General features: G+C 33.9%; 26 protein-coding genes, 1 riboswitch and 1 other annotated feature. Of the genes, 23 read left to right on the plus strand and 3 right to left on the minus strand.

Features of this window, described 5'->3' with window-relative positions:
• Position 1: 1 nt before the first annotated feature.
• The 3 genes from cobS to RR539_RS01715 all read left to right on the plus strand — a co-directional run bounded on the left by cobS (position 2) and on the right by RR539_RS01715 (position 2,805).
• Positions 2-769, plus strand: coding sequence for an adenosylcobinamide-GDP ribazoletransferase (gene cobS, locus RR539_RS01705; RefSeq protein WP_332472954.1), 768 nt, complete (start codon positions 2-4; stop codon positions 767-769).
• Complete coding sequence (locus RR539_RS01710) at positions 751-1,344, plus strand: histidine phosphatase family protein (RefSeq protein ID WP_332472955.1); 594 nt, start codon at positions 751-753, stop codon at positions 1,342-1,344. The genes cobS and RR539_RS01710 overlap by 19 nt, the downstream gene beginning before the upstream one ends.
• An 81-nt stretch (positions 1,345-1,425) precedes the next feature.
• Positions 1,426-2,805, plus strand: a complete 1,380-nt coding sequence (locus RR539_RS01715; RefSeq protein ID WP_332472956.1) for an MATE family efflux transporter — start codon at positions 1,426-1,428, stop codon at positions 2,803-2,805.
• Between the two features lie 62 nt (positions 2,806-2,867).
• On the opposite strand, the gene RR539_RS01720 is transcribed toward RR539_RS01715, so the two are convergent.
• Positions 2,868-3,125, minus strand: a complete 258-nt coding sequence (locus tag RR539_RS01720; protein WP_332472957.1) for a hypothetical protein — start codon at positions 3,123-3,125, stop codon at positions 2,868-2,870.
• Positions 3,126-5,003 (minus strand): LTA synthase family protein, encoded by a 1,878-nt coding sequence (locus RR539_RS01725; protein WP_332472958.1) that lies wholly within the window; start codon positions 5,001-5,003, stop codon positions 3,126-3,128.
• Positions 5,004-5,472: 469 nt separating this feature from the next.
• A riboswitch (glycine riboswitch) is annotated at positions 5,473-5,578 on the plus strand.
• 245 nt (positions 5,579-5,823) lie between these two features.
• On the opposite strand from RR539_RS01725, the gene gcvT reads away from it, so the two are divergent.
• From gcvT to lpdA, 5 genes are read left to right on the plus strand one after another with little or no spacing between them, the layout of a single operon-like run.
• On the plus strand, positions 5,824-6,939 hold the full coding sequence (gene gcvT / locus RR539_RS01730; RefSeq protein WP_332472959.1) for a glycine cleavage system aminomethyltransferase GcvT: 1,116 nt from the start codon (positions 5,824-5,826) through the stop codon (positions 6,937-6,939).
• Positions 6,940-6,996: 57 nt separating this feature from the next.
• Positions 6,997-7,380, plus strand: coding sequence for a glycine cleavage system protein GcvH (gcvH, locus tag RR539_RS01735; protein WP_332472960.1), 384 nt, complete (start codon positions 6,997-6,999; stop codon positions 7,378-7,380).
• Positions 7,381-7,383: 3 nt separating this feature from the next.
• Complete coding sequence (gcvPA, locus tag RR539_RS01740) at positions 7,384-8,724, plus strand: aminomethyl-transferring glycine dehydrogenase subunit GcvPA (protein ID WP_332472961.1); 1,341 nt, start codon at positions 7,384-7,386, stop codon at positions 8,722-8,724.
• Between the two features lie 2 nt (positions 8,725-8,726).
• Positions 8,727-10,181 (plus strand): aminomethyl-transferring glycine dehydrogenase subunit GcvPB, encoded by a 1,455-nt coding sequence (gcvPB, locus tag RR539_RS01745; protein WP_332472962.1) that lies wholly within the window; start codon positions 8,727-8,729, stop codon positions 10,179-10,181.
• A gap of 15 nt (positions 10,182-10,196) precedes the next feature.
• Positions 10,197-11,588 (plus strand): dihydrolipoyl dehydrogenase, encoded by a 1,392-nt coding sequence (gene lpdA / locus RR539_RS01750; protein ID WP_332472963.1) that lies wholly within the window; start codon positions 10,197-10,199, stop codon positions 11,586-11,588.
• Between the two features lie 71 nt (positions 11,589-11,659).
• Here lpdA and RR539_RS01755 read toward each other — a convergent pair whose 3' ends face one another.
• Entirely contained in the window at positions 11,660-11,905 is a 246-nt protein-coding gene (locus RR539_RS01755; protein WP_332472964.1) for a GIY-YIG nuclease family protein, read from the minus strand.
• 150 nt (positions 11,906-12,055) lie between these two features.
• Between RR539_RS01755 and RR539_RS01760 the strand changes: the two genes are divergently transcribed.
• The 15 genes from RR539_RS01760 to RR539_RS01830 form a co-directional block, all read left to right on the plus strand.
• On the plus strand, positions 12,056-13,198 hold the full coding sequence (locus tag RR539_RS01760) for an ABC transporter substrate-binding protein (RefSeq protein WP_332472965.1): 1,143 nt from the start codon (positions 12,056-12,058) through the stop codon (positions 13,196-13,198).
• A gap of 22 nt (positions 13,199-13,220) precedes the next feature.
• Positions 13,221-14,093 carry a branched-chain amino acid ABC transporter permease gene (locus RR539_RS01765; protein ID WP_332500173.1) on the plus strand — a complete coding sequence of 291 codons (873 nt, stop codon included), beginning with the start codon at positions 13,221-13,223 and terminating at the stop codon, positions 14,091-14,093.
• A 13-nt stretch (positions 14,094-14,106) separates the two neighbouring features.
• Positions 14,107-15,159 (plus strand): branched-chain amino acid ABC transporter permease, encoded by a 1,053-nt coding sequence (locus RR539_RS01770; RefSeq protein WP_332472967.1) that lies wholly within the window; start codon positions 14,107-14,109, stop codon positions 15,157-15,159.
• Positions 15,156-15,926 carry an ABC transporter ATP-binding protein gene (locus RR539_RS01775; protein WP_442878379.1) on the plus strand — a complete coding sequence of 257 codons (771 nt, stop codon included), beginning with the start codon at positions 15,156-15,158 and terminating at the stop codon, positions 15,924-15,926. Before RR539_RS01770 ends, RR539_RS01775 begins: the two co-directional genes overlap by 4 nt.
• Positions 15,919-16,626, plus strand: a complete 708-nt coding sequence (locus RR539_RS01780; RefSeq protein ID WP_332472968.1) for an ABC transporter ATP-binding protein — start codon at positions 15,919-15,921, stop codon at positions 16,624-16,626. Before RR539_RS01775 ends, RR539_RS01780 begins: the two co-directional genes overlap by 8 nt.
• A 64-nt stretch (positions 16,627-16,690) precedes the next feature.
• Positions 16,691-16,931 (plus strand) — a binding site (T-box leader).
• A gap of 42 nt (positions 16,932-16,973) precedes the next feature.
• Positions 16,974-18,392, plus strand: a complete 1,419-nt coding sequence (gene trpE / locus RR539_RS01785) for an anthranilate synthase component I (RefSeq protein WP_332472969.1) — start codon at positions 16,974-16,976, stop codon at positions 18,390-18,392.
• Positions 18,389-18,967: an anthranilate synthase component II gene (locus RR539_RS01790; RefSeq protein WP_332472970.1), complete on the plus strand. Its 579-nt coding sequence runs from the start codon at positions 18,389-18,391 to the stop codon at positions 18,965-18,967. Before trpE ends, RR539_RS01790 begins: the two co-directional genes overlap by 4 nt.
• Position 18,968: 1 nt before the next feature.
• Entirely contained in the window at positions 18,969-19,985 is a 1,017-nt protein-coding gene (gene trpD, locus RR539_RS01795) for an anthranilate phosphoribosyltransferase (RefSeq protein WP_332472971.1), read from the plus strand.
• Positions 19,985-20,734: an indole-3-glycerol phosphate synthase TrpC gene (trpC, locus tag RR539_RS01800; protein WP_332483353.1), complete on the plus strand. Its 750-nt coding sequence runs from the start codon at positions 19,985-19,987 to the stop codon at positions 20,732-20,734. Before trpD ends, trpC begins: the two co-directional genes overlap by 1 nt.
• Positions 20,727-21,356: a phosphoribosylanthranilate isomerase gene (locus RR539_RS01805; protein ID WP_332500174.1), complete on the plus strand. Its 630-nt coding sequence runs from the start codon at positions 20,727-20,729 to the stop codon at positions 21,354-21,356. Before trpC ends, RR539_RS01805 begins: the two co-directional genes overlap by 8 nt.
• Positions 21,343-22,542 (plus strand): tryptophan synthase subunit beta, encoded by a 1,200-nt coding sequence (trpB, locus tag RR539_RS01810; protein WP_332472974.1) that lies wholly within the window; start codon positions 21,343-21,345, stop codon positions 22,540-22,542. The genes RR539_RS01805 and trpB overlap by 14 nt, the downstream gene beginning before the upstream one ends.
• Entirely contained in the window at positions 22,532-23,320 is a 789-nt protein-coding gene (trpA, locus tag RR539_RS01815; protein WP_332500175.1) for a tryptophan synthase subunit alpha, read from the plus strand. Before trpB ends, trpA begins: the two co-directional genes overlap by 11 nt.
• A 47-nt stretch (positions 23,321-23,367) precedes the next feature.
• Complete coding sequence (locus RR539_RS01820) at positions 23,368-23,823, plus strand: RrF2 family transcriptional regulator (RefSeq protein WP_332472976.1); 456 nt, start codon at positions 23,368-23,370, stop codon at positions 23,821-23,823.
• Between the two features lie 17 nt (positions 23,824-23,840).
• The gene (locus RR539_RS01825) at positions 23,841-24,275 is read left to right on the plus strand and encodes an RrF2 family transcriptional regulator (RefSeq protein WP_332472977.1); all 435 of its coding nucleotides are present in this window, start codon (positions 23,841-23,843) and stop codon (positions 24,273-24,275) included.
• Positions 24,276-24,311: 36 nt separating this feature from the next.
• The coding region (locus RR539_RS01830; RefSeq protein ID WP_442878380.1) for an O-acetylhomoserine aminocarboxypropyltransferase/cysteine synthase family protein at positions 24,312-25,201 on the plus strand (890 nt) is incomplete at its 3' end.

A 25,201-nucleotide genomic window follows, 5' to 3' on the forward strand; every position in this document is an offset into this window, starting at 1 on the left:
TATGGATAGGTTTTTATTAATAGTTCAGTTTATGACAAGGATACCAATTAAAAAGTCCTTTGATGTAACAGTAGATGATTTTAGAATGGGAGTAAGATATTTTCCTATAATAGGTTTGATTGTAGGTGTAATAACAGGATTTTTTGTCTATGTTTCTAGTTATGTATTTTCACCTTTTTTAGCTGGATTTATAGGTATGGTTTCATATGTAATTACTACAGGGGGACTACATTTAGATGGATTCTCAGATACCTGTGATGGAATATTCTCAGGAAGAGAAAAGGATAAAATCCTTACAATTATGAGTGACAGTAGACTTGGTACATTTGGAGGAGTAGGACTTATTGTTTTACTACTAGGAAAGATGACTCTTTATACTGAAGCCCTTCTTTCGGGAAGTTTACGCTATGGAATAGGTATAATTATAGCTTCATCAATTGTAAGTAGAGGTGTAGTTACATTTTATATGTATAACAGAAAATACGCTAAGGAAAACTCAGGTCTTGGTGATCTTTTTATTGGGAAAATTACTAAGAAGGAACTTATAATTAATCAGGTTATTTTTATATGTTTATCATTAATAATTTGGTGGAAATTTATATTTATATATCCTTTAGTAGCTGGGATTATGATATTTATTAGAAATAAAATAGAAAAGTTACTAGGTGGATTAACAGGTGATATTTTAGGGTTTTCAATTGAATTGTCAGAAGTAATATTCTTAGTATTAGCTATAGGTGGTGTAAGTATATGGAACTTATATTTATAAGACATGGTGAAACAAATCTTAATAGTATGAGGGTATATCAGGGACATATTAACGAAAGTCTTAACCTAAGAGGAATTAACCAGATTAGAGAGGTAGCATGTAAGGTTAAGGGATTTGTCCCAAATAAAATATACACATCTCCACTTAACAGGGCATTAGAAACTACAGATATTATTATTAAAGAGTGTGGAATTAATATAACCCCTAAAGTTGATGAAAGAATAAGCGAGATAGACTTTGGGCTCTGGGATGGTATTGCCTACAATAAGGTAATGGAAGGTTACGAAAGTGAATATAAAGAATTCTTAAGGGATTATAAAAGCTTTACATTTCCAGGAGGGGAATCCTTTGAGAATTTTTATAATAGATGTGCTGAGTTTATAGATGAAATAACAAGTACTAAAACAGATGAAACTATTTTTGTTATTGCCCATGGTGGAGTTATTAGAGTATTTTTATTATATCTATTGTCTATGAATAAGGATATGTTTTATAGTTTTAGTGTTAAGCAGGGATACTATACAAGATGTTTTGTATATGATGGAATCAACATGATTGATGAGCTTAATGTTTAATAATAAATAATTAGAAAAATTGAAATATTTTGAAACTGTGGTAATATTAATATTAATGAATAATATTATGGGGGTTACACAGTGGATAAATTAAAAAGTTTATTAATGCTTGATGATAAGAAGTTCTATAAGATGCTTGTTTTTCTAGCTATACCTATATGTCTTCAAAACCTTATAACATCGTCTGTTAATATGGTTGATACATTAATGGTTGGAAGACTTGGGGAAGTGGAGATCGCAGCTGTTGGGGTATCTAATCAGATTTTTTTCTTATTTAACTTTATTTTAATTGGTATTACTGGTGGATGTGGAATTTATATTGCACAGTTTTTTGGTGGGAAAAATATTAAGGGTGTTAGAAATGCAGTAACACTATCTACTATTTTAGCACTGACTATTGCAGTAATATTTATGGCAGCAGGACTTTTGATTCCTGAGGCTATTATAGGAATATTTAATTCAGATAGTGAACTTATAACTAAGGGAAAAGAGTATTTTAGTATAGTTTGTATTGGGTATATTTTTACTGCAATAACAATTAGCTTTTCAACGGCTAGTAAGAATATAGGCAATACATTAACTCCTATGGTTGTAAGCTTTATTGCACTGATAATTAATTGTACACTTAATTACATACTAATATTTGGGAAATTTGGATTTGACCCTCTTGGAATTAAAGGTGCAGCTATTGGTACAGTAATTGCAAGGGCATGTGAAGCGCTAATTTTAGTTTCCTATCTTATTTATAAGAAGAGTGTTGTTATTCCAAGAAGTGGACAAGTGCTTTCAACAAGCTTTGATTTTAATCGTAGAATACTAAAAACAGTTCTTGATACAACATTAATAGAAATTGCATGGGCAGCAGGTGTTGTTATGTACTCAGTTGCATATGGGAAAATAGGAACAGAAGCTTTAGCATCTATTCAAATATATACAACAGTTCAAAACTTTTTTCTAATTATAGTATATGGCATATCTAATTCTGCAGCTGTTATGATAGCACAGAAAATAGGAGAGAATAAGGAGGAGGTTGCAGCAAGGTATGGTCGTGGGTTTACATGGATAGGATTCTTTACTGGAATTATATTATCTATTTTAATGATTGTTTCGTCAAAATTAGTAGTGTCTATGTTTAGTGTATCAGATAAATTATTTAATGATACAGTATATCTTTTATGTATAGGAGCCATATCATTTGCAGGATTCGTTGTTAATACTATACTTATTGTAGGTATATTTAGAGGGGGAGGGGATACGAAGTATCCTTTAGCTATAGAGTCATTTACAATATGGTGTATAGGTGTTCCATTAGCCTTTTTAGGAGCATTATACTTTAAGCTTCCTGTATACCTAGTAGTTTTACTTGTTGGAATAGAAGAAGCTGTTAAGACTATATTCACAATTAAAAGGCTTAGAAGTGATAAATGGGTTAAAAACGTTGTTAAGGAAGTTTCAATTTAAAATTTATAATATATATTTGTAAAATATAAAAGCTGAACCAATAGGTCCAGCTTTTGTTGTTTTTATAGAATGTTTTTAATGATGAAGTTAGTTGCAAAATAAATAGCTAAATTATAAAGAAAAACAAATAATATATTAAGAGATAGGAACTTGATACTTTTAATAAGTATCTTATTACTATTTTCTTCCCTATTAGCATAGGTGATGATTTTGTAGCCATAGTAAATAAAAAGTGCCCATGGAGTTATACCTTCAATTGAAACAATAGGAAGTATAAGCATTATACATAAAAGAGGAACTAGGAAAAATGGTATATTCATTTACTTATCCCCCTTTTTAAAGTAGTTTGAGCGGATTAATATATCACTATAGTATATAGATTTTGAGTGGAGCTTTACAAGGTCGTTAGGTAGGGTTTCATTTAAAATATCACCCTTTGCATTGTAGGTAAAGCTATAATTAGTGTTTAATATATTACGTCCAAAGCTTGAGTAGGAATACTCCTTTTCATCAACTCCCATTAAGTAGCTAAGTGTTGGAAGAATATCTATTTGTCCTGAAAGAGTAGGTATAGTTTTTCCTTCCATACCCTTAGAATATATAATAAAAGGTACCTTTGAATTATTATTAATCATAAACTCGTCAAGGTTATCTGTTGATTTAAAGTCATCCTTAAAGTATTTATGTGGCCCTTCGTGGTCACCATATATAACTACAACGCTATTATCAAGCATATTGTTTTTCTCAAGATCATTTATAAACCTTCCTATAGCATCATCTGTATAGTGAATAGACTCTATATAAGAACCAAGTAACTTACCCTTTAAGAAATTAGGGGTATTAACAGTTACATACTCCTTAGGAAGTGAGAAGGGGGTGTGGCTAGTTAAAGTTATAGCAAAGGTATAAAAGGGCTCTTTCTGCTCCTTTAAGATGCCTGGAAGTTGATTTAAGAAGCTCCTATCGCTTATACCAAGTCCAATCATTTCCTTATTATCAAGTTTAGTTGAATCTATACAATTATCAAAACCTATAGATGTTAGGGCGTTCATCCAATTCCAATACGACCCTCTATCAGGATGCAGCGCAAGTGTTGAATAGCCCATAGACTCCATTAAATTAGGTAATGAAGATTCATAGGTGTTAGATGGAAATCTAAAAAAGGTACTACCACGTCTTACAGGAAATACAGATGTATTAGTCATAAGTTCAGCATCCGAAGTTGTTCCAAGATGGGTTTGCTCTATAAAATTATTAAAATAAATACTATTATTAAGTAGTTTGTTAATATTTGGAGTAATTTCGGTTCCACCTATACTTTGACCTATAACAAAGTTTTCAAGGGACTCAACTTGAAGAATAATTAGGTTTTTACCCTTAAACATTCCCTTATATTCATTAGTCGGAAGGATTTCTGCTTTCTTATTAAAGAAGTAGTCTACAGAAGATTTTTCTTCATTAGAAAGAGTGTAGGACTTCATATCTTTAATATAATTATATGTATCGAATAAATGAAATCCAATAGGGGTTAGGTTTGACATTGTTTGGTTTTGAGCCCAGCTATTAACGAAAATAGTCTGGTTAAAAAACCCCCTATTAAGTTTATCTATTTTAATATGGGCATAGAATAGATAACTAAAACCAACTAAAAAAACAAGTGAAAAAGGGAGTAATCCTCCCTTAAACTTAGTATAGGCATTATGAACTATAATCATATAAATAAGAAGAACAATATCAATTCCAGCGAAAATTAAATCTATTGGTCTAAATAATGTATATATACTGCTACCTAGATTATCAAGGTTAGAAGTATAGTTAATTAAATGAATAGATAAAAACGATCCATTAGCTCTATAGTATAGAAGATCTCCTAAAATAATAAATGTAATTAAGATATTAAGTGTATATAAAGCAACAATATGAAGTCTTCCTTTAAATATTAATGAAAATGATAGGAAGCATATAAAAAAGCTAAAATATACAAGTAGCGGAGGCATACTGTAGAAAATAGTTTTAAAGTTAACCCCTGTTCCTGTATCACTAGATGTAATAACTAGGAAAAATAAGGTTTTTAAAAATATTGCAAGAAAACATAACTGAAATCCTCTATTTAAAGTTAACGATCTAAATATATTAAATATATTAGTAAAAAGATTAGGTATCTTAATTCTATAATTTAAAATCCTTTTTATGTCCATAAAAAATCCTTTCTTATATTGATATATGTATAACAAACTTTGTTAACATCATAACAAAAGCCTATTAAATATCTTGTTACAAATTTCACAGCATTTATTATAAGTATTAGTTGTATTATTATATAATATATGAATTGTTACAATAAAGCATTAAGTAAAAGTAACAATAATTTATAAAAGCTATCATATAAAGTTGAGTTTTGCATATTCATTTTAAGGGAGTGCTTACAGCAAAGGGCTTCTAACCTTAAATGAAATAAAAAAATAGTAATTATTCATTTTATAAAATGTTTTGTAATGGCATTTAATATCAAAAAAAGCAGAAAAACATAAAAAGCAATGCTTGATATAGAATTAACAATGCTTTTAGCAAACTAAAATATTTTTCCACTTATGAAAACAATTGTTGATTTTTTCAAATTTAACAATTAAAATGAATGTAAATAAAATAAAAATTTCATATTCCCAGATGATAATAGTGTGAGAGACCTAGGTGGTAGGCGCCGAAGAAGCAATGTAAAATTACTTGGCAGGATTTTATAAAATCTTTCAGGCAAAAGGATCATTATTTGATGGAACTCTGGAAAGTCTTATAAAGCACCGACGGAGAAATACATATTCATATGTAGAAACTTTCAGGTAAAAAAGACAGAGGATTAACTGCTAGATCAGAACTAGATACACTTAGATATCCGTAGAGTTTATATTTTATAAATAAGATAGGTGTAGAGTTTTACCCTATCTTTTGTTGTCTAAAAACATCGAAAATTATCTAAAAATAGAAATAGTTCTGAAAATTATAAGAAAAGGGGGAAGGAATATGTCTAACGTAAAAAGAACACCTTTATACGAGGCTCATGTAAAGGCAGGAGGAAAACTTGTAGAATATGCAGGTTGGGAAATGCCAGTACAGTATGAAGGACTTGGATTAGTAGAGGAGCATACAGCAGTTAGAGAAAAGGCAGGTATTTTCGATGTATCACATATGGGGGAAGTAGTTATTAAGGGATCAGACGCACAAAAGTTTGTTGATTACCTAGTAACTAATGACATTTCAGTACTAGAAAATACACAAATAGCATACACACTTATGTGTAATAAAAATGCAGGGGTTGTAGATGATTTACTTGTTTACAAGTATGATGAAAATCACATGTACCTTGTAATAAATGCTGCTAACATTGATAAGGATGTTAAGTGGATAAATGAACAATCAGAAGGTTTTGATGTAACAATCGAAAACGTGTCACCTAGCGTTGCTGAAATTGCAATTCAAGGACCTCTTGCACAGGAGATTCTTCAAAAGGTAAGTGATGTTGACCTAAATAGCATTAAATTCTTCTACTTTAATGATTCAGTTAATGTTGCTGGATGTAAGTGTCTAGTTTCAAGAACAGGGTACACTGGAGAAGATGGATTTGAAGTATATACAACAAATGATTGTATAGAAAAAGTATGGGACGCACTAATGGAAGCTGGTGGAGAAGATCTTAAGCCAGCAGGACTTGGAGCTCGTGATACACTAAGATTTGAAGCAGGGCTGCCACTATACGGTAACGAAATGGCAGATGATATAACACCACTTGAATCAGGACTTGGATACTTCGTTAAGCTAGGTAAGGAATCAGACTTTATTGGAAAGTCAATTCTTCAAAAGCAAAAGGAAGAAGGTCTAACTAGAAAGATGGTTGGATTCGAAATGATAGACAAGGGTATTCCAAGACATGGTTATGAAATTGCTGTAGGTGATGAAATAATCGGACATGTTGCAACTGGATACGCTGCACCTACAGTTGGAAAAACAATTGGTACAGCTCTTGTTAAGGTAGAATATGCAGAACTTGGAACTGAATTTGAAATTAAAATCAGAAACAAGTCACCTAAGGCTGTTGTTATTAGCAAGAAATTCTATCAAAAGAAAACTAAATCAAAATAATAAAGATTTAGTGTTATAAATTAAAAAATAAAAGGAAATTTAAGGGGGAACTTAAAAATGAAAATTGAAGCAGGATTACTTTATACAACTGACCACGACTGGGTAAAGGTTGAAGGAAATAAGGCATACGTTGGAATTTCAGCATATGCAGAGCACCAACTAGGAAGCATTGTTTACGTTGAACTTCCAGAAGTAGATTCAGAGGTTTCACAGGGAGAATCATGTGGAGTTGTTGAATCAGTTAAGGCTGCAACAGACTTACACGCAGCAGTTTCAGGAACAATTGTTGAGGCTAATGAAGAAGTTGAAGATGATCCAACTCTACTTAACCAAGACCCATACGCTAACTGGATTTATGCAGTTGAAATCAGCGATGCATCAGAACTTGATGGACTAATGACAGCTGAGAAGTATGAAGCGTTTCTAGGTCAGGAGGCATAATATATGTTTCCTTACATACCAGTAACTAGTGAAGAAAGAGAGGACATGCTAAAGTCAATTGGTCTAAACTCAATTGATGATTTATTTAGCGATATTCCTGAAGAGTTAAAGCTTAACAGAAGGCTTAACATAGAAGCTCCATATTCAGAAATGGAAATAGTGAATAAACTTTCTTCATTAAGTAAGAAAAATTCATGTTGTGATGACGCTGTATGTTTCCTTGGAGCAGGAGCATATGATCATTATGTACCAACTGCAATATCACAACTAGCATTAAGATCAGAATATTATACAGCATATACACCATACCAACCAGAAATTTCACAGGGATCACTACAAGTTATATTTGAGTTCCAATCACTTATCTGTGAACTAACTGGAATGGAAGTTGCAAATGCATCAATGTATGACAATGCAACAGCAGTTGCAGAGGCAGCAATGCTAGCCACAGGAGCTGCTAAGAGAAAGAAAATTGTAGTATCATCAGCTGTTCATCCAGAGTCAAGAGAAGTTCTTAAGACTTACATGGACTTTAATAACATAGAGGTTGTTGAAGTTCCTATGAAGGATGGAGTAACAGATGTTGAGGCCCTTGCTTCACTTGTTGATAAAACAGTTGCAGGAGTTATTATCCAAAGCCCTAACTTCTTCGGATGCATAGAAGATGCTGAGGCTATTGAGAAGATAACACATGAAAGTAAGGCTAACCTTATTATGAGTGTTGACCCTATTTCACTAGGAATCCTTAAGACTCCAGGAGAAATAGGTGCAGATATAGTTGTAGGAGATGGACAAGGTCTTGGTAATTACATGAACTTTGGTGGTCCATCACTAGGATTCATGGCTGTTTCTAAGAAGCTTATGAGAAAAATTCCAGGAAGAGTTGCAGGATTATCTGAGGACCTTGATGGAAAGAGAGCATTCGTTCTGACTCTACAAGCTAGAGAGCAGCATATTAGACGTGAGAAAGCTACATCAAATATTTGCTCAAACCAAGCACTAAACGCTGTTAGAGCAACTATTTACATGTCACTTCTTGGAAAGCAAGGAATTAAAGAAGTAGCAACTCAATGTCTACAAAAAGCACACTATGCTTATGATGCATTAGTAGCAACTGGTAAGGTTAAGCCAGTATTTAACGCTCCATTCTTTAAAGAGTTTACAGTAGAGCTTCCAGGTAACACTGAAGAAACTAATAGTAAGCTACTTGAAAATGGAATTATTGGTGGATACGACCTAGGTAGAAGCTATGAAGGTATGGAAAATAAGACGGTAGTATGTGTTACTGAGAAGAGAACTAAGGCTGAGATAGATAAATTAGCTGATGTATTGGGAGGAATGTAGAGATGAAACCATATAACAGTTTAATATTTGAAATTTCAAAGCCAGGCAGAGTAGGACATAAGCTTCCTGCATGCGATGTAGAGGTTAAGGACGTTAAAAGCATTCTTCCAGAAGGTCTACTTAGACAAGAAGATGCTAAGCTTCCAGAAGTAGCGGAAAATGAAGTTGTAAGACACTTTACACTTTTATCTAATAAGAACTACGGAGTTGATACAGGATTCTATCCACTAGGATCATGTACAATGAAGTACAATCCTAAGGTAAATGAAGATGTTGCAGGACTTTGTGGATTTAAATGCATTCACCCATACCAAACTGTAGAATCAGTACAGGGAGCACTTGAGCTTATGTACGATTTATCAGGTAGACTTTCAGAAATAACTGGTATGGATGCTGTAACTCTACAACCAGCTGCAGGAGCACATGGTGAAATGCTAGGACTAATGCTTATGAAGGCATACCATAGAGATAAGGGAGAAAACGAGAGAAATAAGATTATCGTTCCTGATTCAGCACATGGTACTAACCCTGCATCAGCTGCAGTTGCCGGTTTTGAAGTAGTTGAAATTAAGTCTAATGCTGATGGGTCAGTTAATATAGATGCTCTTAAAGAGGTACTAGATGACAAGGTAGCAGGACTAATGCTAACTAATCCAAGTACACTTGGATTATTTGAAACAAACATTAAGGAAATAGCAGATCTAGTTCATGAAGCTGGTGGACTACTATACTATGATGGAGCTAATATGAACGCTATCATGGGTATAACAAGGCCAGGGGATATGGGATTTGATATTATCCACCTTAACCTACATAAGACATTCTCAACTCCACACGGAGGGGGAGGCCCAGGGGCAGGTCCAGTTGGGGTTAAGTCATTCCTAGAAAAGTATCTTCCGACTCCAGTTGTAGTTAAGAAAGCAGATAGTTATGCTCTTGATTACGATAGAGAAAAGAGTCTTGGTAAGATTAAGAACTTCTATGGAAACTTTGGAATCCTTGTTAGAGCATATACTTATATTCTAGCAATGGGAGCTGAAGGACTTAAGTACGCTAGTGAAACAGCAGTACTTAATGCTAACTATATGAAGGAAGCTTTAAAGAAGCATTACTCACTTCCTATAGATAAGCTTTGTAAACATGAATTTGTATTAGCAGGACTTGGTGGACTATCAGGGGTTACTACAATGGATATAGCTAAGAGAATTCTTGACTATGGATACCACCCACCAACAGTTTACTTCCCACTAATAGTAAACGAAGCTATAATGATAGAACCAACTGAAACAGAGTCACGTGAGACTTTAGACGGATTTATTGAGGCAATGATTAGTATTGCTAAAGAGGCAGAAGAAAACCCAGAACTAGTTAAGGGTGCACCATACACAACTCTTATTAAGAGAGTTGATGAGGTTAAAGCTGCTATGAACCCAGTTTTAAAGTGGACTGCTGAGTAGTTGTAGTTAACTTCTATGGACGTACTAGTTATAGGTGGAGGCCCTGGTGGATATGTGGCAGCTATAAGAGCTGCCCAGCTAGGGGCTAAAACCTGTGTAGTTGAGATGGACAAGGTTGGAGGAACATGCCTTAATAGAGGTTGTATTCCAACTAAGGCCCTATATAGAAATGCTGAAATAATAAATAATATTAAAGAAGCAGATATGTTTGGTATAACAATTCCGTCATTTGATCTTGACTTTACAAAGGTTCAAGAGAGAAAAGGCGGAATTGTAAATACCCTTGTATCAGGTATAGATCAGCTGCTTAAAGCAAATGGAGTTGAACTTATTAGTGGTAAGGCATCTCTTAAAGACAAGAATACAGTTACAGTTAATTTAAATAATGGTGAAACAAGAGAGATTACAGCAAAAAACATAATAATAGCTACAGGCTCAAGGCCTAGCATGCCATCAATAGAAGGTGGAAACCTTGAGGGAGTTCTAACAAGTGATGAAATACTTGAACTAAGTGAAGTTCCAAAGAGGCTACTAGTTGTTGGTGGTGGAGTTATTGGTATGGAATTTGCCTCAATATTTAATTCTTTAGGAAGTGAAGTAACAGTACTTCAAAGTTCTGATAGAATATTAAAGTTTGCAGACACAGACCTTACTAAGAGACTAATAGCTTCTTCTAAAAAGAAGGGAATAGCAATGAATCTTAATACAAGAATTCAAAGTATTAGTAAGGAAAATGATTCACTAAAAGTCATAGCTAATGGTAAAAAGGGTGAAGTTAGCTTTGAAGCAGACAAGGTACTACTTTCAATCGGTAGAGTTCCAGTAGTAGAGGGACTAGGTCTTGAGAATGTAGGTATTGAGTTTGATAACAAGGGAATCAAAGTAGATGCGAATTTTGAAACAAATATTAAAGGCATTTATGCAATAGGAGATGTAAATGGAAAGCATATGCTTGCACATGCTGCCTCACATCAAGGAATATCTGTTGCAGAAATAATCACAGGTCTTGTAAGCCATGCAGATCATAATCTAGTACCAAATTGCGTATTTGTTTTCCCAGAACTTTCAACTATAGGACCATCTGAGGATGAGCTTAAGGCTGAAGGAAAAGAATATAAGGTTTCAAAGTTTATGTTTGGAGCTAATGGGAAGGCACTAGCACTTGGTGAAAGCGAGGGTCTAGTAAAGATACTAGCTGATATTGATAATAATATCCTAGGAGTACACATTTTAGGACCCCATGCCTCAGATTTAATACATGAAGGTGTACTTGCAGTTAGCAAGAAACTTAATGTTAATGATATTGCAAATACAATACATGCTCACCCAACATTGTCAGAAAGCTTTGTAGAAGCAGTTCTTGGCATAGATAATAAGGCGATACATATGGCGCCTTCAAAAAAATAAACATTAAGTTGTTTATATTATAATAAGTGCACTTAAAAACCTGTTAGATAATTCTAACAGGTTTTATTTTGTTATTTAGACTTAGATATAAGGTTTAGTTTTTCTTTTCTGGTTAGCTTTTTTATAGCCGCTTCTCTTTTCATTGCTTCACTTTTAGTTAGGAAGCTTTCACTGTAAACCATTTCAACAGGGAGTCTAGCCCTTGTATATTTAGAAGCCTTACCACTGAGATGGGTTTTAAGCCTTCTATTAAGGTCGGTTGTCCACCCTGTGTATAGAGTATTATCACTACATTTTAATATATAGATAAAATTCATATTAATCACCATTACTATTATAACAAAAATAGAGAATGCATAAAATTATTATTAACTATGTTTTAACAAAGTATTAAATACTATGGAATTTATTATTTTTATGTTTATTTAAACATAGACTAAACTACCAATATTAAATATGGGGGATTTATGAAACTGTTTAAAAAGTTTAAAAAAGCAGGAGCACTACTTATGGCCCTAACTTTAGGATTATCACTTGCTTCTTGTTCTCAAGGGGGAGGAGAAGAAGTAGTACTTGCTTCAGCTAATCCGATGACAGGAGATTCAGCACAATTTGGAGACATGAAGGTTAAGGCTATGAATTTAGCTATTGACGAGGTTAATGCTAAGGGTGGTATTAACGGTAAGAAGGTAAGACTTATAGTTGAAGACGATACAGGTAACCCAAAAGAGGCTCCTAATGTAGCTCAAAAAATAACCTCAAATGACAGTATACTAGGAATCATAGGTCACTGGAATACAGCATGTACACTTGCTGCAAGAGGTATATACGAATCAGCAGGAATCCCAGTTATAACAGATATAGTTAATAAGGCAATTTCAGACGGAACAACACCTCATGTATATAGAATATCACTTTCAGATAAGGAGCAGGCAGTTCAGTTAGCACAGCATTCATATAATGTTCTTGGAAAAAGAAAAGTAGCTATAATGCATTCAGCTAACGATTATGGAACTAATCTAACAAGTGAATTTAAAAAAGAGTTTGAAAAGTTAGGTGGTAAGGTAGTAGCAACTGAAATGTACTTTGAAGGTCAATCAAAGGATTTTAGTCCTCAAATAACAAAAATCAAAGGTAAAAGTCCAGACCTTTTATTTGTTGCAGGTTACTATGTTGAAACTGCATTAATTGCACAGCAAAGTAAGTCACTAGGACTAGAGGTTCAAATGCTTGGAACAGAAGGGATTAGTTCAGATGAGCTTATAAAGCTTGGTGGTAAATCAGTTGAAGGAATTGTTTTTGCAGGATTCTTCCACCCAGATATTGAGTTTAGTGGAACTAAGGAATTTGTTAAAGGCTTTAAAGAAAAATATCAAAAAGACCCAGACACATATGCAGCACTTGCATATGATTCTGCAAAGCTGTTTATTAAGGCTATAGAAGAAAAGGGTGAGGATAGAGCAGCTATTAAGGGATATTTAGATTCTGTTAAGGAGTATCAAGGAGTTGCAGGACCTATAACATTTAAAAATAATGAAGTAGAAAGAAAAATTCTAATACTAACAGTTAAGGATGGTAAGATTGTACCAGCAGAAAAAGTAGGTAAATAATTAATTTAAGGGAGGAAATAGTATGTTTTTAGAACAGCTAAGTAATGGACTTGCCCTTGGCAGTATTTACGCTTTAACTGCAATAGGTTTTACCATGGTTTATGGGATAATAAGTCTTATAAATTTTGCCCATGGGGATATTTATATGCTTGGGGCATTTATAACTCTTACCTGTGTTACACTTTTCAAAATGCCTATCATTGTTGCCTTCCTAATAGGGATGATAGGTGCAAGTTTGTTTGGTGTTTGCATGGCAAAGTTTGTATATAAGCCGCTTTTTAAAGCGGCTCGTATAAACTTGTTTCTCTGTGCTATAGGTGCAGCAATTTTCCTTGAAAACTTTGCAATGCTTGTATGGGGACCTGAAACAAAGTCATTTCCAGCAGTAATTCAAAATAGCACATATTCAATTTTTTCTATGAAGTTTACTACAATTCAAATAGTAATATTTGTTATAGCTGCAGTGCTTGTTGGACTATTAACTTATATAGTTCAGTACACAAGGCTTGGCCGTGCTATGAGATGTACATCTCAGGATATGGATGCAGCAAGACTTATGGGTATTAATACAAATAAAATTGTATACTTTACATTTGCAATTGGTTCAGCCCTAGGGGCAGCAGCAGGAATACTTGTAGGAATGTATTATCAGGCAGCATATCCTATGATGGGATTTATGGCAGGACTTAAGGCATTTATAGCTGCTGTAATTGGAGGAATTGGAAGTATTCCTGGGGCAATGCTTGGTGGACTTATTATGGGAGTATCTGAAAGTCTTGGAGCTGCATATATATCTTCAGGGTATAGAGATGCAATTGCATTTGTAATACTTATTGCAATACTTCTTATTAAGCCAACTGGTATATTTGGAAAATCAGTTAAGGAAAAGGTATAGGAGGTGTATGTAAATGGATTTTTTAAAGGTTGTTTTTAATCTTGTTTTAGCTTCAGGAATACTCTTTTTATGTATTAAATTCCTATCAAAATTCTTTGATTTTTCAACAGATAAAATTGTTGGTTTAGATGATAAAAAGAAAAAGATCTTAATAATAGGAACTTGCATTGTAATGCTTATTTTCCCAGTTATAGCCCAGAGTCAGGCATATGTACTAAGAACTAGTGTTGTTATACTTTTATACGTTGTACTAGCGTTAAGTCTTAATTTTGTACTTGGATTTGCGGGACAATTATCTATGGGACATGCTGCATTTTATGCAATAGGAGCATATACAGTTGCTATACTAACAGTTGATTTAAGAATGAATTTTTGGCTTGCACTTATAGCAGCAGCAATAGTGGCAGGATTATTTGGATTCATCCTAGGTATGCCAACACTTAGGCTTAAGGGAGATTATCTAGCTATTGTAACTATTGGGTTTGGCGAAATAGTAAGGCTTGTTCTTATTAACTGGATAGATGTAACTAAGGGGCCATCAGGAATTCCAGGAATACCATCACCTAGTATATTTTCATTTAAGATAAATACAAATATAGAGTATTACTATCTTATATTAACACTAGTTTTTGTGACTATTTATATATCATATAAGCTACTTAATTCAAGACTTGGTAGAGGGCTTATAGCAGTACGTGATGATGAAATAGCAGCAGATGCTATGGGTGTTAATGTAACTTATCTTAAGGTATTAGCATTTGTACTTGGGGCTATACTTGCAGGACTTGCTGGAGGCTTCTTTGCATCATTTGTACACTATGTTAACCCGGATAACTTTACTTATATGGAATCGGTTTCTATATTATGTATGGTTGTACTTGGAGGACTTGGAAGTATACCAGGGGTTATTCTTGGAGCTGCCATATTAACACTACTACCAGAGGCATTAAGAGATGTTGCAACATATAGATATGCAATATACGGAATTCTACTTGCTCTTATGATGATAATGAGGCCTCAAGGAATGATAAGTATGAGTAAGTTGAAAAGGAGGGCTAAATCGTGAGATTACTTGAAACCAAAAATTTAACTAAAATATTTGGAGGACTAACAGCTGTTAATGCAGTAGACTTTCATGTAGATGAAGGTGAAATCGTTAGTTTAATTGGGCCAAACGGTGCAGGTAAGACAACCTTCTTTAACTTAGTAACAGGAATTTACGAACCAACAGAAGGGGAAGTTAATTTCCTTGAAAAAAGTATAGTTGGGGAGAAAACATATAAAATAACTAGACTAGGTATTGGAAGAACATTTCAGAATATAAGGCTTTTTAATACTATGAGCGTATTTGAAAATGTACTTTTAGGTCAGCATTGTAGAGGAAAGTCTAATATATTTAATACTTTACTTGGAACTAAGTCTGTTAAGGAAGAGGAAAGATTAGCTAGGGAAAAAGCCTTTGAACTTCTTGAATTTGTAGGGCTTTATGATAAGAGGGATGAAATAGCAACTTCACTTCCATACGGTCATCAAAGAAGGGTAGAAATAGCAAGGGCACTTGCAACAGACCCTAAGGTAATTCTTCTTGATGAACCTGCAGCTGGAATGAATACAGGGGAAAAAAGAGAAATGGAGAAGTTTATCCACAAAATAAGGGAAAGTGGATACACTGTTATTTTAATTGAACATGATATTAAGCTTGTTATGAGCGTTTCGGATAGGGTTGTAGTTCTTGACTATGGTAATAAGATTGCAGATGGAACCCCTAGTGAAGTGCAGCAAAATGAAAAGGTTATCTCAGCTTATTTAGGTGGAGGTGAAAAGGATGCTTAAGGTTAATGAACTTGATGTGTTTTATGGAGGAATTCATGCCCTTAATAAGTTAAGCTTTGAGGTGAAAGAGGGGGAGATAGTAACCTTAGTTGGAAGTAATGGTGCAGGTAAAAGTACAGTTTTAAAAAGCATTTCAAACCTTATAAAAATAAGGGGAGGGAGCATTATTTTTGAAGAGGAGGATATTACTAAAACTCCATCTGAAAAAATAGTAGGCAAAGGCCTTATTCATGTACCAGAGGGAAGAAGAATATTTAATAAGTTAACTGTTGAAGAAAACCTTTTAATGGGAGCTTATCTTAGAAAGAATAAGGCTGAAATTAAGGAAGATCTTGATTATGTTTATACGTTATTTTCAAGGTTAAAGGAAAGAAAAAAGCAAATGGGAGGAACCTTAAGTGGAGGGGAACAGCAGATGCTTGCTATTGGCCGTGGAATAATGTCTAGGCCAAAGCTTTTAGCACTTGATGAACCATCTATGGGACTTGCTCCAATAGTAATTGATGAGATATTTAGTGCAATTAAAGGCCTTAACAAAAAAGGCTTAACAGTTTTACTTGTTGAGCAAAATGCTAACATAGCTCTATCAATAGCTGATAGAGGATATGTTATAGAAACAGGTAGTGTTGCATTTGATGGAACAGGAAGTGACCTATTAGTAGATGATAGGGTTAAGAAGATTTATCTTGGAGAAGAGTAATTTTAAAATAGGTGTTGACATTTTTAATTGAGTGGCATAGAATGAATGAAAAGTTAAATTTTACTATAAATCATTGAGTAAGAGAAGTAGGTATTCTGGAGAATTCAGAGAGCTGGTGGTAGGTGTGAACCAGTTTTGAAGGGATAGTGAATGGACTTACGAGAGGAAACTGAAATCAGATGAGAGTAGGGGACACGGCTTCCACCGTTAAAGGGATAAGATATCGAAATTAATTTCTGTATCTGATTGAGATAAGTACAACTGTACTTAATTGAGGTGGCACCGCGTGTTTATTCGCCCTCTATAGGAATTCCTATAGGGGGCTTTAATTTTTTTGGAGGTGTTTTATGAATTTATCAAGCCAGGAATTTAATAGGTTAAAAATTGAAGGTAGCGAGTTTGTTGTTTATATAGACGTTAACTCAGACGAACTAACTCCAATTGGAGTATTTCAAAGACTTAAGAGTAAGAACAAGGCATTACTTGAAAGTATGGAAAATGGATATGTAAGGTCAAGATATTCAATTATTGCAATAGATCCATACAAGAAGGTTTTTGGAACAGGGAGAGATATAACAATTATCAGTAATGGGGAAACAGTAATTTCTGAGGAGGACCCTATTAGTTATTTTAAAAATGATATTAACAAAAGCATAGAAGGTTCTCTTCCCTTTGTGGGAGGTGCTATAGGGTATTTTGGATACGATATTAAAAGTCTATATGAAAACATTGGAGAGACAAAGTATGATCCTATAAAAGTACCTGACTATTATTTTATGTACTACAAAACCTATATTATTTTTGACCACTTAACAGATACGATTTTTATAGGGAAAACAGTTCAACTAGGAGAAGATGTATCATACGAAGAGTGTAGAGATGCCCTAGAGAAAATAAAGGATTCAATTTTAATGGAGAAGCCTATAACTCCTATAGAAAATGAAAGCCAGATTGTTTTTGAAAGTAATACTAGTGAGGAAGAATTTAAGTCTATGGTTACAAGGGCTAAGGAATATATAGAAATAGGGGATATATTCCAGGTTGTACTATCACAAAGATTCTCAGCAACTATTAAGGGAGACGAGTTTTTTCTATATAGAAAGCTAAGAAGATTTAACCCTTCACCTTATATGTTTTATATAGAGTTTGATGGGTTTACAATTTTAGGCTCATCTCCTGAAAGCTTAGTTAAGGTAGAGGGAAGAAATATTATAACTAACCCAATTGCAGGTACTAGAAAAAGAGGAAAGTCAGATATGGAAGATGAGGAGATTATTAAAGGTCTTTTAGAAGATGAAAAGGAAAGGGCAGAACATTTAATGCTTGTAGACCTTGGTAGAAATGACATAGGAAAAGTTAGTGAAATATCAAGCGTTAATGTAGAGTCTCTTTTAAAGCCAGAGAAGTTCTCAAGTGTAATACATTTAACTGCTAAGGTAAGTGGGAAGCTTAAGGAGAATCTTCACCCACTAGATGGATTTACATCAGTATTCCCAGCAGGAACATTATCTGGTGCACCTAAAATTAGAGCTATGGAGATAATTAATGAACTTGAGAAGGAGAAAAGGGGAGTATATGGAGGTGCAATAGGCTATATGTCCTTTAACGGGAACATAGACTTTGCAATTGCAATTAGATGTGGACTTATTAAGAATAACAAAATATATATTCAATCAGGTGCAGGTGTTGTATATGACTCTGTAGAGGAAAGGGAATACGAAGAAACTAAAAGTAAGGCTTTATCAGTAATGGAGGTGCTTTCATGATACTTTTAATAGATAATTATGATTCATTTACCTATAACGTATATCAGTATGTAAGTGAATTTTACAATGATGTTGTTGTTTATAGAAATGACAAAATATCAATTGATGAAATAAAATCATTAAACCCAAGTGGAATTATTATTTCACCAGGACCTAAGACTCCAAGTGAAGCTGGTATATCAAAAAAGGTTATTGAAACCTTTTATAATAGGGTGCCTATTCTAGGTATTTGCCTTGGTCATCAGTCTATAGGAGAGGTTTTTGGATGTGATGTAGTTAAGGCTAGTAGAATAATGCATGGTAAGGTTTCTGATGTTTACCATAATGGGGATGGAATATTTGAAGGGGTAAACACTCCAACAACTGTTATGAGATACCATTCACTAATAGTTACTAAAATAGATGAAAATAAGGAATTAGTAGTAACAGCATTAACTAAGGAAGGTGAAGTTATGGCATTAAAACACAGGAAATATCCAGTGTATGGAATGCAATTTCATCCAGAATCTATATTTACAAAGGAAGGCAAAAAAATGATTAAAAACTTTATAAATATAGTTAATAGGGAGTGTTAGTATGGGAGTTTTAAAGGAATATATTCTAAAAACAGTTAATAAGGAGGGTCTATCTATTGAGGAGGCTAAGGAGGTTTGTAAGTATTTACTTCACTCTAGTGCAACCCAGTCAGAGATAGGAGGACTACTATTATCCCTGAAGACCAAGGGAGAAAGCAGTGAGGAAATAGCAGGAATGGCACTTGCTATGAAGGAGGAAGGGAAAAAGTTTAGAAAAATAGATGGTTTTGTTATGGATAACTGTGGTACAGGGGGAGATAAGCTATCAACATTTAATATATCTACTACCTGCTCCTTTGTACTTGCAGCATCAGGGGTTAAGGTTGCAAAGCATGGAAATAGGTCAATATCAAGTAAAAGCGGAAGTAGTGATTTACTTACACATTTAGGAGTTAACATAAACATTCCTGATAATAGAATAGAAGAAATACTTCAAGATGTCGGAATAGTCTTTTTATTTGCACCAAATATGCATCCACTTCTTAAGAATATTATGCAAACAAGATTAGATTTAGGGGTACCTACAGTATTTAATTTACTTGGACCACTAATAAATCCAGTTGAAATTAATGGACAGATGATAGGTGTATATAGTGAGGAACTAGTAGATAGAATGTGCAATATACTTTCAATTCTAGGAAGAGAAACAGCAGTGGTTGTTAATGGTTATGGTGGAATGGATGAGGCATCACTTGAGGGAGATAATCATATAGCATATCTAAAAAACGGAGAAATAAAAAGACTAATAGTTAATGGGAAGGACTATGGTCTTATGAATGCTAAGAATTCATCACTTATAGGTGGGGAGCCAAGTGAAAATGCATTAATAACTAGAAGCATTTTAAGCGGGGAAAAAGGTCCTAGGCGAGATGTTGTAATACTAAATTCAGCAATTGGACTTGTAGCCTCAGGTATGTGTAGTGATATTCAAGATGCAGTTCAAATAGTAACCTATGCAATAGATTCTGGGAAGGCACTTGAGAAGCTTAACCTATTAGTAAAGGAGAGTAATAGATAATGGCAACTATATTAGAGGAAATAGTTTCATACAAGAAAGATGTTTTAAGTAAAATAAACAAATCCCCAATATCCTTTATAGATAGGGTTAAATCATCAAAAGGAATGGCAGTTATTGCAGAGATTAAGAGGGCATCACCATCTAAGGGAGACTTAAATATTGATCTAGACCCAAGATTACTTGCAAGGGAGTACGAGGAGAGTGGTGCAAGTGCCATATCAGTATTAACAGAGGATAAGTACTTTAAAGGAAGTTACAAGGATTTATTAGAGGTTAGACTTGAAACTAGTTTACCTATTCTATGTAAGGACTTTATAGTTGATAGGGTTCAAATAGACATAGCATATAAGTTAGGAGCAGATATTATTCTTCTTATAGCTGCATGTTTAGATGATTATGAATTAAGTGACTTATATAGTTATGCATTAAGTTATGGGCTAAACATAATTATTGAGGTTCACAGTAAAGAAGAGATTCACAGAGGACTTAAGCTAAACCCAAGCATAATAGGAATTAACAACAGAAATCTTAAAACCTTTAAAACAGATATAAGGGTAACAGGGGAATTAATAAAGGAGCTTAAGGGATTTAAGGGTATTGTAATTAGCGAAAGTGGGATTAAGTCAAATGAGGATATTAGGTATTTGAAGAATCTTGGAGTAGATTGTGTACTAGTAGGTGAAAGCTTTGTAACCTCAAATAGTCTTAAAGATAAGATTCTAGAAATAAGAGATGTTGAAAATGACTAGGGTAAAAATATGTGGAATCAAAGAATTAGAAACAATTAGGGCTATAAATAACTTAAATATAGATGGGGTAGGGATAGTCTTTGCCAAAAGCAAAAGAGAAATAAGTTTAGAGAGGGCAAGGATTCTTACAGATGCTCTTAGAAGCGGAATTGAAAGAATAGGGGTATTTGTTAATGAGGATATTAATAGGATTAACTATTTAGTTAATGCACTTAAGCTAGACTTTGTTCAGCTTCATGGTGATGAGGATGCTTCATATATATCTAAGGTTAATTGTAGGGTTATGAAAGCGTTTTCTATAAATGAGGAAAGTGATCTTATTAAAATAGATGACTTTAAGAATGTACAGAGAATACTACTTGATGCTAAGTGTGAAGTTTATAGAGGGGGAGAGGGGAAGGCATTTGACTGGAACGTATTAAGAGGCCTTAAGAGGGAGCACAGAGACAAGTTAGTATTAGCAGGTGGACTTAATAGTACCAATGTTCAGGATGCTATAAAACTAGTTAATCCTTATATGGTAGATGTAAGTTCAGGAGTTGAAATAAATAATACAAAAAGTATATGTCTTATAGAAAAATTTATAGAAAAAGTAAAGGGGGATAAAAATGGAAGGGTATAATAATCCAATTAACGGATACTATGGTGAATTTGGAGGAATGTTTATTCCGGAAATTCTAATTAAGCCTGTACTTGAATTAAGTAGAGAATACGAAGAAATCAAAAACAGCAATGAGTTTCAAGAGGAGTTAAATTACTACTTAGAAAGTTATGTTGGTCGCTCTACTCCATTATATTTTGCAAAGAATCTTACTGATAAGGTAGGTGGGGCTAAGATATACCTTAAAAGAGAAGACCTTAACCATACAGGTGCCCACAAAATTAATAATGCAATAGGACAATGTCTTCTTGCTAAAAGAATGGGTAAAAGAAAAATAATAGCAGAAACAGGAGCAGGTCAACATGGAGTTGCAACTGCAACAGCCTGTGCACTTTTATCAATGGAATGTAAGGTTTTTATGGGAAGTGAAGATATTAAGCGTCAGAAGCTTAATGTAGATAGAATGAAAATGCTTGGAGCTAAGGTTATTGAGGTAACAAGTGGAGGGGGTACCCTAAAAGATGCAGTTAATGAGGCATTAAGAGATTGGGTGGCATCTTGTATAGATTCGCATTACTGCATTGGTAGTGTAGTTGGACCACATCCGTTTCCTCAAATGGTTCGTGACTTTCAAAGTATTATTGGGAGAGAAACAAGGGAGCAGATCTTAAATGTGGAGGGAAAACTTCCAGATGCACTTGTAGCCTGTGTTGGTGGAGGAAGTAATTCTATAGGAATGTTTTATCCATTTATTAATGATGCTTCAGTTAAGTTATATGGTGTAGAACCAGGTGGTCATGGTGAGAGTGAAAATGCTGCAAGTATGGCATATGGTAGAAGTGGAGTTCTTCATGGTTCTAAGATGATGCTATTACAGGACGAATATGGGCAGATAATAGAGCCCTACTCAATATCTGCTGGACTTGATTATCCTGGGGTTGGTCCTGAACATTGCTATCTTAACTCTACAGGAAGAGCAGAGTATGTTATAGCAGATGATAGGGATGCAATAGATGGGTTTAAGGCACTAACTAAGGCAGAGGGAATTATACCTGCTATAGAGTCAGCCCACGCAATTTCATATGCAATGAAATTAGCAAAAACACTTAATAAGGATAAAGTAATCGTTGTTTGTCTATCAGGTAGAGGAGATAAGGATGTTGAAAGATTAAGCCTTATTTTAGAGGAGGATAACCATGGAAAATAAATTAATAGAAACCCTAAGTAACCTTAAAGCTAATTCTAAAAAAGCATTTACAGCCTATATTATGGCTGGGGAAAGGGGCATTAAGGGGACAATAGAAGATGCTGTAAGACTAAAGGAAATGGGAACTAATATTTTAGAACTTGGAGTTCCATTTTCAGACCCAGCAGCAGATGGACTAACAATTCAAGAAGCAGGCAAAAGGGCACTTTCTAATGGAACAACCATATATGACGTACTTAACTGTGTAGAAGAAATCAAAAAAAGAGTAGATATACCAATAGTTATTATGACCTATCTTAATCCTATACTTTCGGTAGGAATAGAGAAATTCTTCACTCTTTCAAGGGAAAAAGGAGTAGATGGTGTGATTATTCCTGATGTTCCCCTAGAAGAAGCGAATCCCTATATAGATTCATGTATAAAGAATAATGTTTCATATATACCACTTGTAACACTAACATCCTCAACTGAAAGAATTAAGAAGATAGTTAATATTGCCTCTGGATTTGTATATTGTGTAAATACCCTATCTGTAACAGGAAAAGAAAATAAAATCTCAAATGATACCTTAAATCTACTAAAACAAGTAAAAAGTTTTTCAAATGTAGCTGTATTATCTGGTTTTGGAATTTCTACAAAAGAGGAGGCTAGAGAGCTTGCAAATGCTAGTGATGGAGTAATTGTAGGAAGCCAAATAATTAAGCACCTTCAAAATAAAGAATATAAAAAAATAAAAAATATTATAGAAAATATTGACATAGTAAATAATGGAATGTAATATATATTTAACATATAGTTTTAGTAGGAAATACTAAGGAGGTATATATGAGAATTTCAACTAAGGGGAGATATGGAATAGAAGCCATTTTAGATATGGCACTATACGGTAATGGAGAAAGTGTATCTATTAAGTCTATTTCAGAAAGGCAAGGAATCTCGCAGAAATACCTAGAACATATTTTTTCAGATCTTAGAAAGAATGGGATTGTAGAAGGTACTAGAGGTGGACAAGGTGGATACAAAATATCTAAGGATATCTCAAGAATTACAGTAGGAAAAATAATAAGGTCACTTGAAGGGTCACTTTCTCCTGTAAAATGTCTAGATGAGGGGATTATATCCTGCGAAGCATTTGAAAAATGCGTAACAAAGGATGTTTGGAAGGGTATTAAGGATGAGATTGAAGGAGTAGTTGACAATATAACTATTAAAGATCTTGTTCAAGAATACGAGTCCCTAAAGGAAAAGGAAGCATATAAGCAAATAGAGTACTTTATTTAGAATTTGAGGTGTTATAAGTGAAACTATCTACAAAGGGAAGATATGGACTTCGAGCTATGATTTATTTAGCAGCTAATAGGGATAGTGGATATATTCCACTATATATGATAGCAGAGGCGGAGGATATATCAGAAAGATATTTAGAGCAGGTTTTTTCATCACTGAAAAAATCAGGAATAGTAAAAAGTGTTAAGGGAGCTAGGGGTGGCTACTTCTTAACAAAGGAAAACTCAGAAATAAGTGTTTACGATATTCTATATTCAATAGAAGGTGATTTATCAATTGTTGATAATATGCCAGATGACACATTAATAAAAAGATGTATAAACACTTGTGTATGGGAAAAGGTTAATGGGGCAATTTTTGATGTAACTACAGAAACGAAACTTGATGTTTTAGTAGAAAAGTATAAAAAAGTAAGAGGACATCAGGAAATAATGTATTACATCTAAAATATATTAATTATTTATTTATAGGAGGATAGAATAATGGGGAAAAAATTAGGGTTTAACACAATTCAGGTTCATGGTGGACAAGAGGTAGACAAAACAACAGGAGCTAGAGCAGTTCCAATATATCAAACAACATCATATGTATTTAATGATGCAGATCATGCTGCAAATTTATTTGGACTTAAAGAGTTCGGAAATATTTATACAAGACTAATGAATCCAACTACTGATGTTTTAGAAAAGAGAGTTGCAGAGCTAGAGGGGGGAGCAGCTGCCCTTGCAGTAGCTTCAGGTAGTGCAGCAATAACATATTCTATTATGAATATTTGTGAAGCAGGAGACAACATAGTATCAGCAGGAACCCTTTACGGTGGAACATATAACTTATTTGCATCAACTCTTCCAAAGTACGGGATTACTACTACTTTTGTAGACCCAGATGATGTTGAGAACTTTAGAAGTGCAATAAATGAAAATACAAAGGCTATCTATATTGAAACAATAGGTAACCCAAATTCAAATATAATAGATATTGAGAAGGTAGCAGCAATTGCCCACGAAAACAATATTCCACTAATTGTAGACAATACATTTGGAACTCCATACCTTATTAGACCAATTGAACATGGAGCGGACATAGTAGTTCATTCAGCTACTAAGTTTATAGGTGGACATGGTACATCACTAGGTGGAATTATAGTTGATGGAGGTAACTTTGACTGGGCATCAGGTAAGTTTAAAGGATTTACTGAGCCAGATTCAAGCTATAATGGAATCGTGTATGCAGAGGCTTTTGGTAATATAGCTTATATAATTAAGGCTAGAGTACAATTACTTCGTGACACAGGAGCTGCACTTAGTCCATTTAATGCATTCCAATTAATACAAGGACTTGAAACACTTTCACTTAGAGTTGAAAGACATGT

Origin of the sequence: Clostridium sp. (genome assembly GCF_036639235.1) — a bacterium.
Classification (GTDB): Bacteria; Bacillota; Clostridia; order Clostridiales; family Caloramatoraceae; genus Clostridium_AB.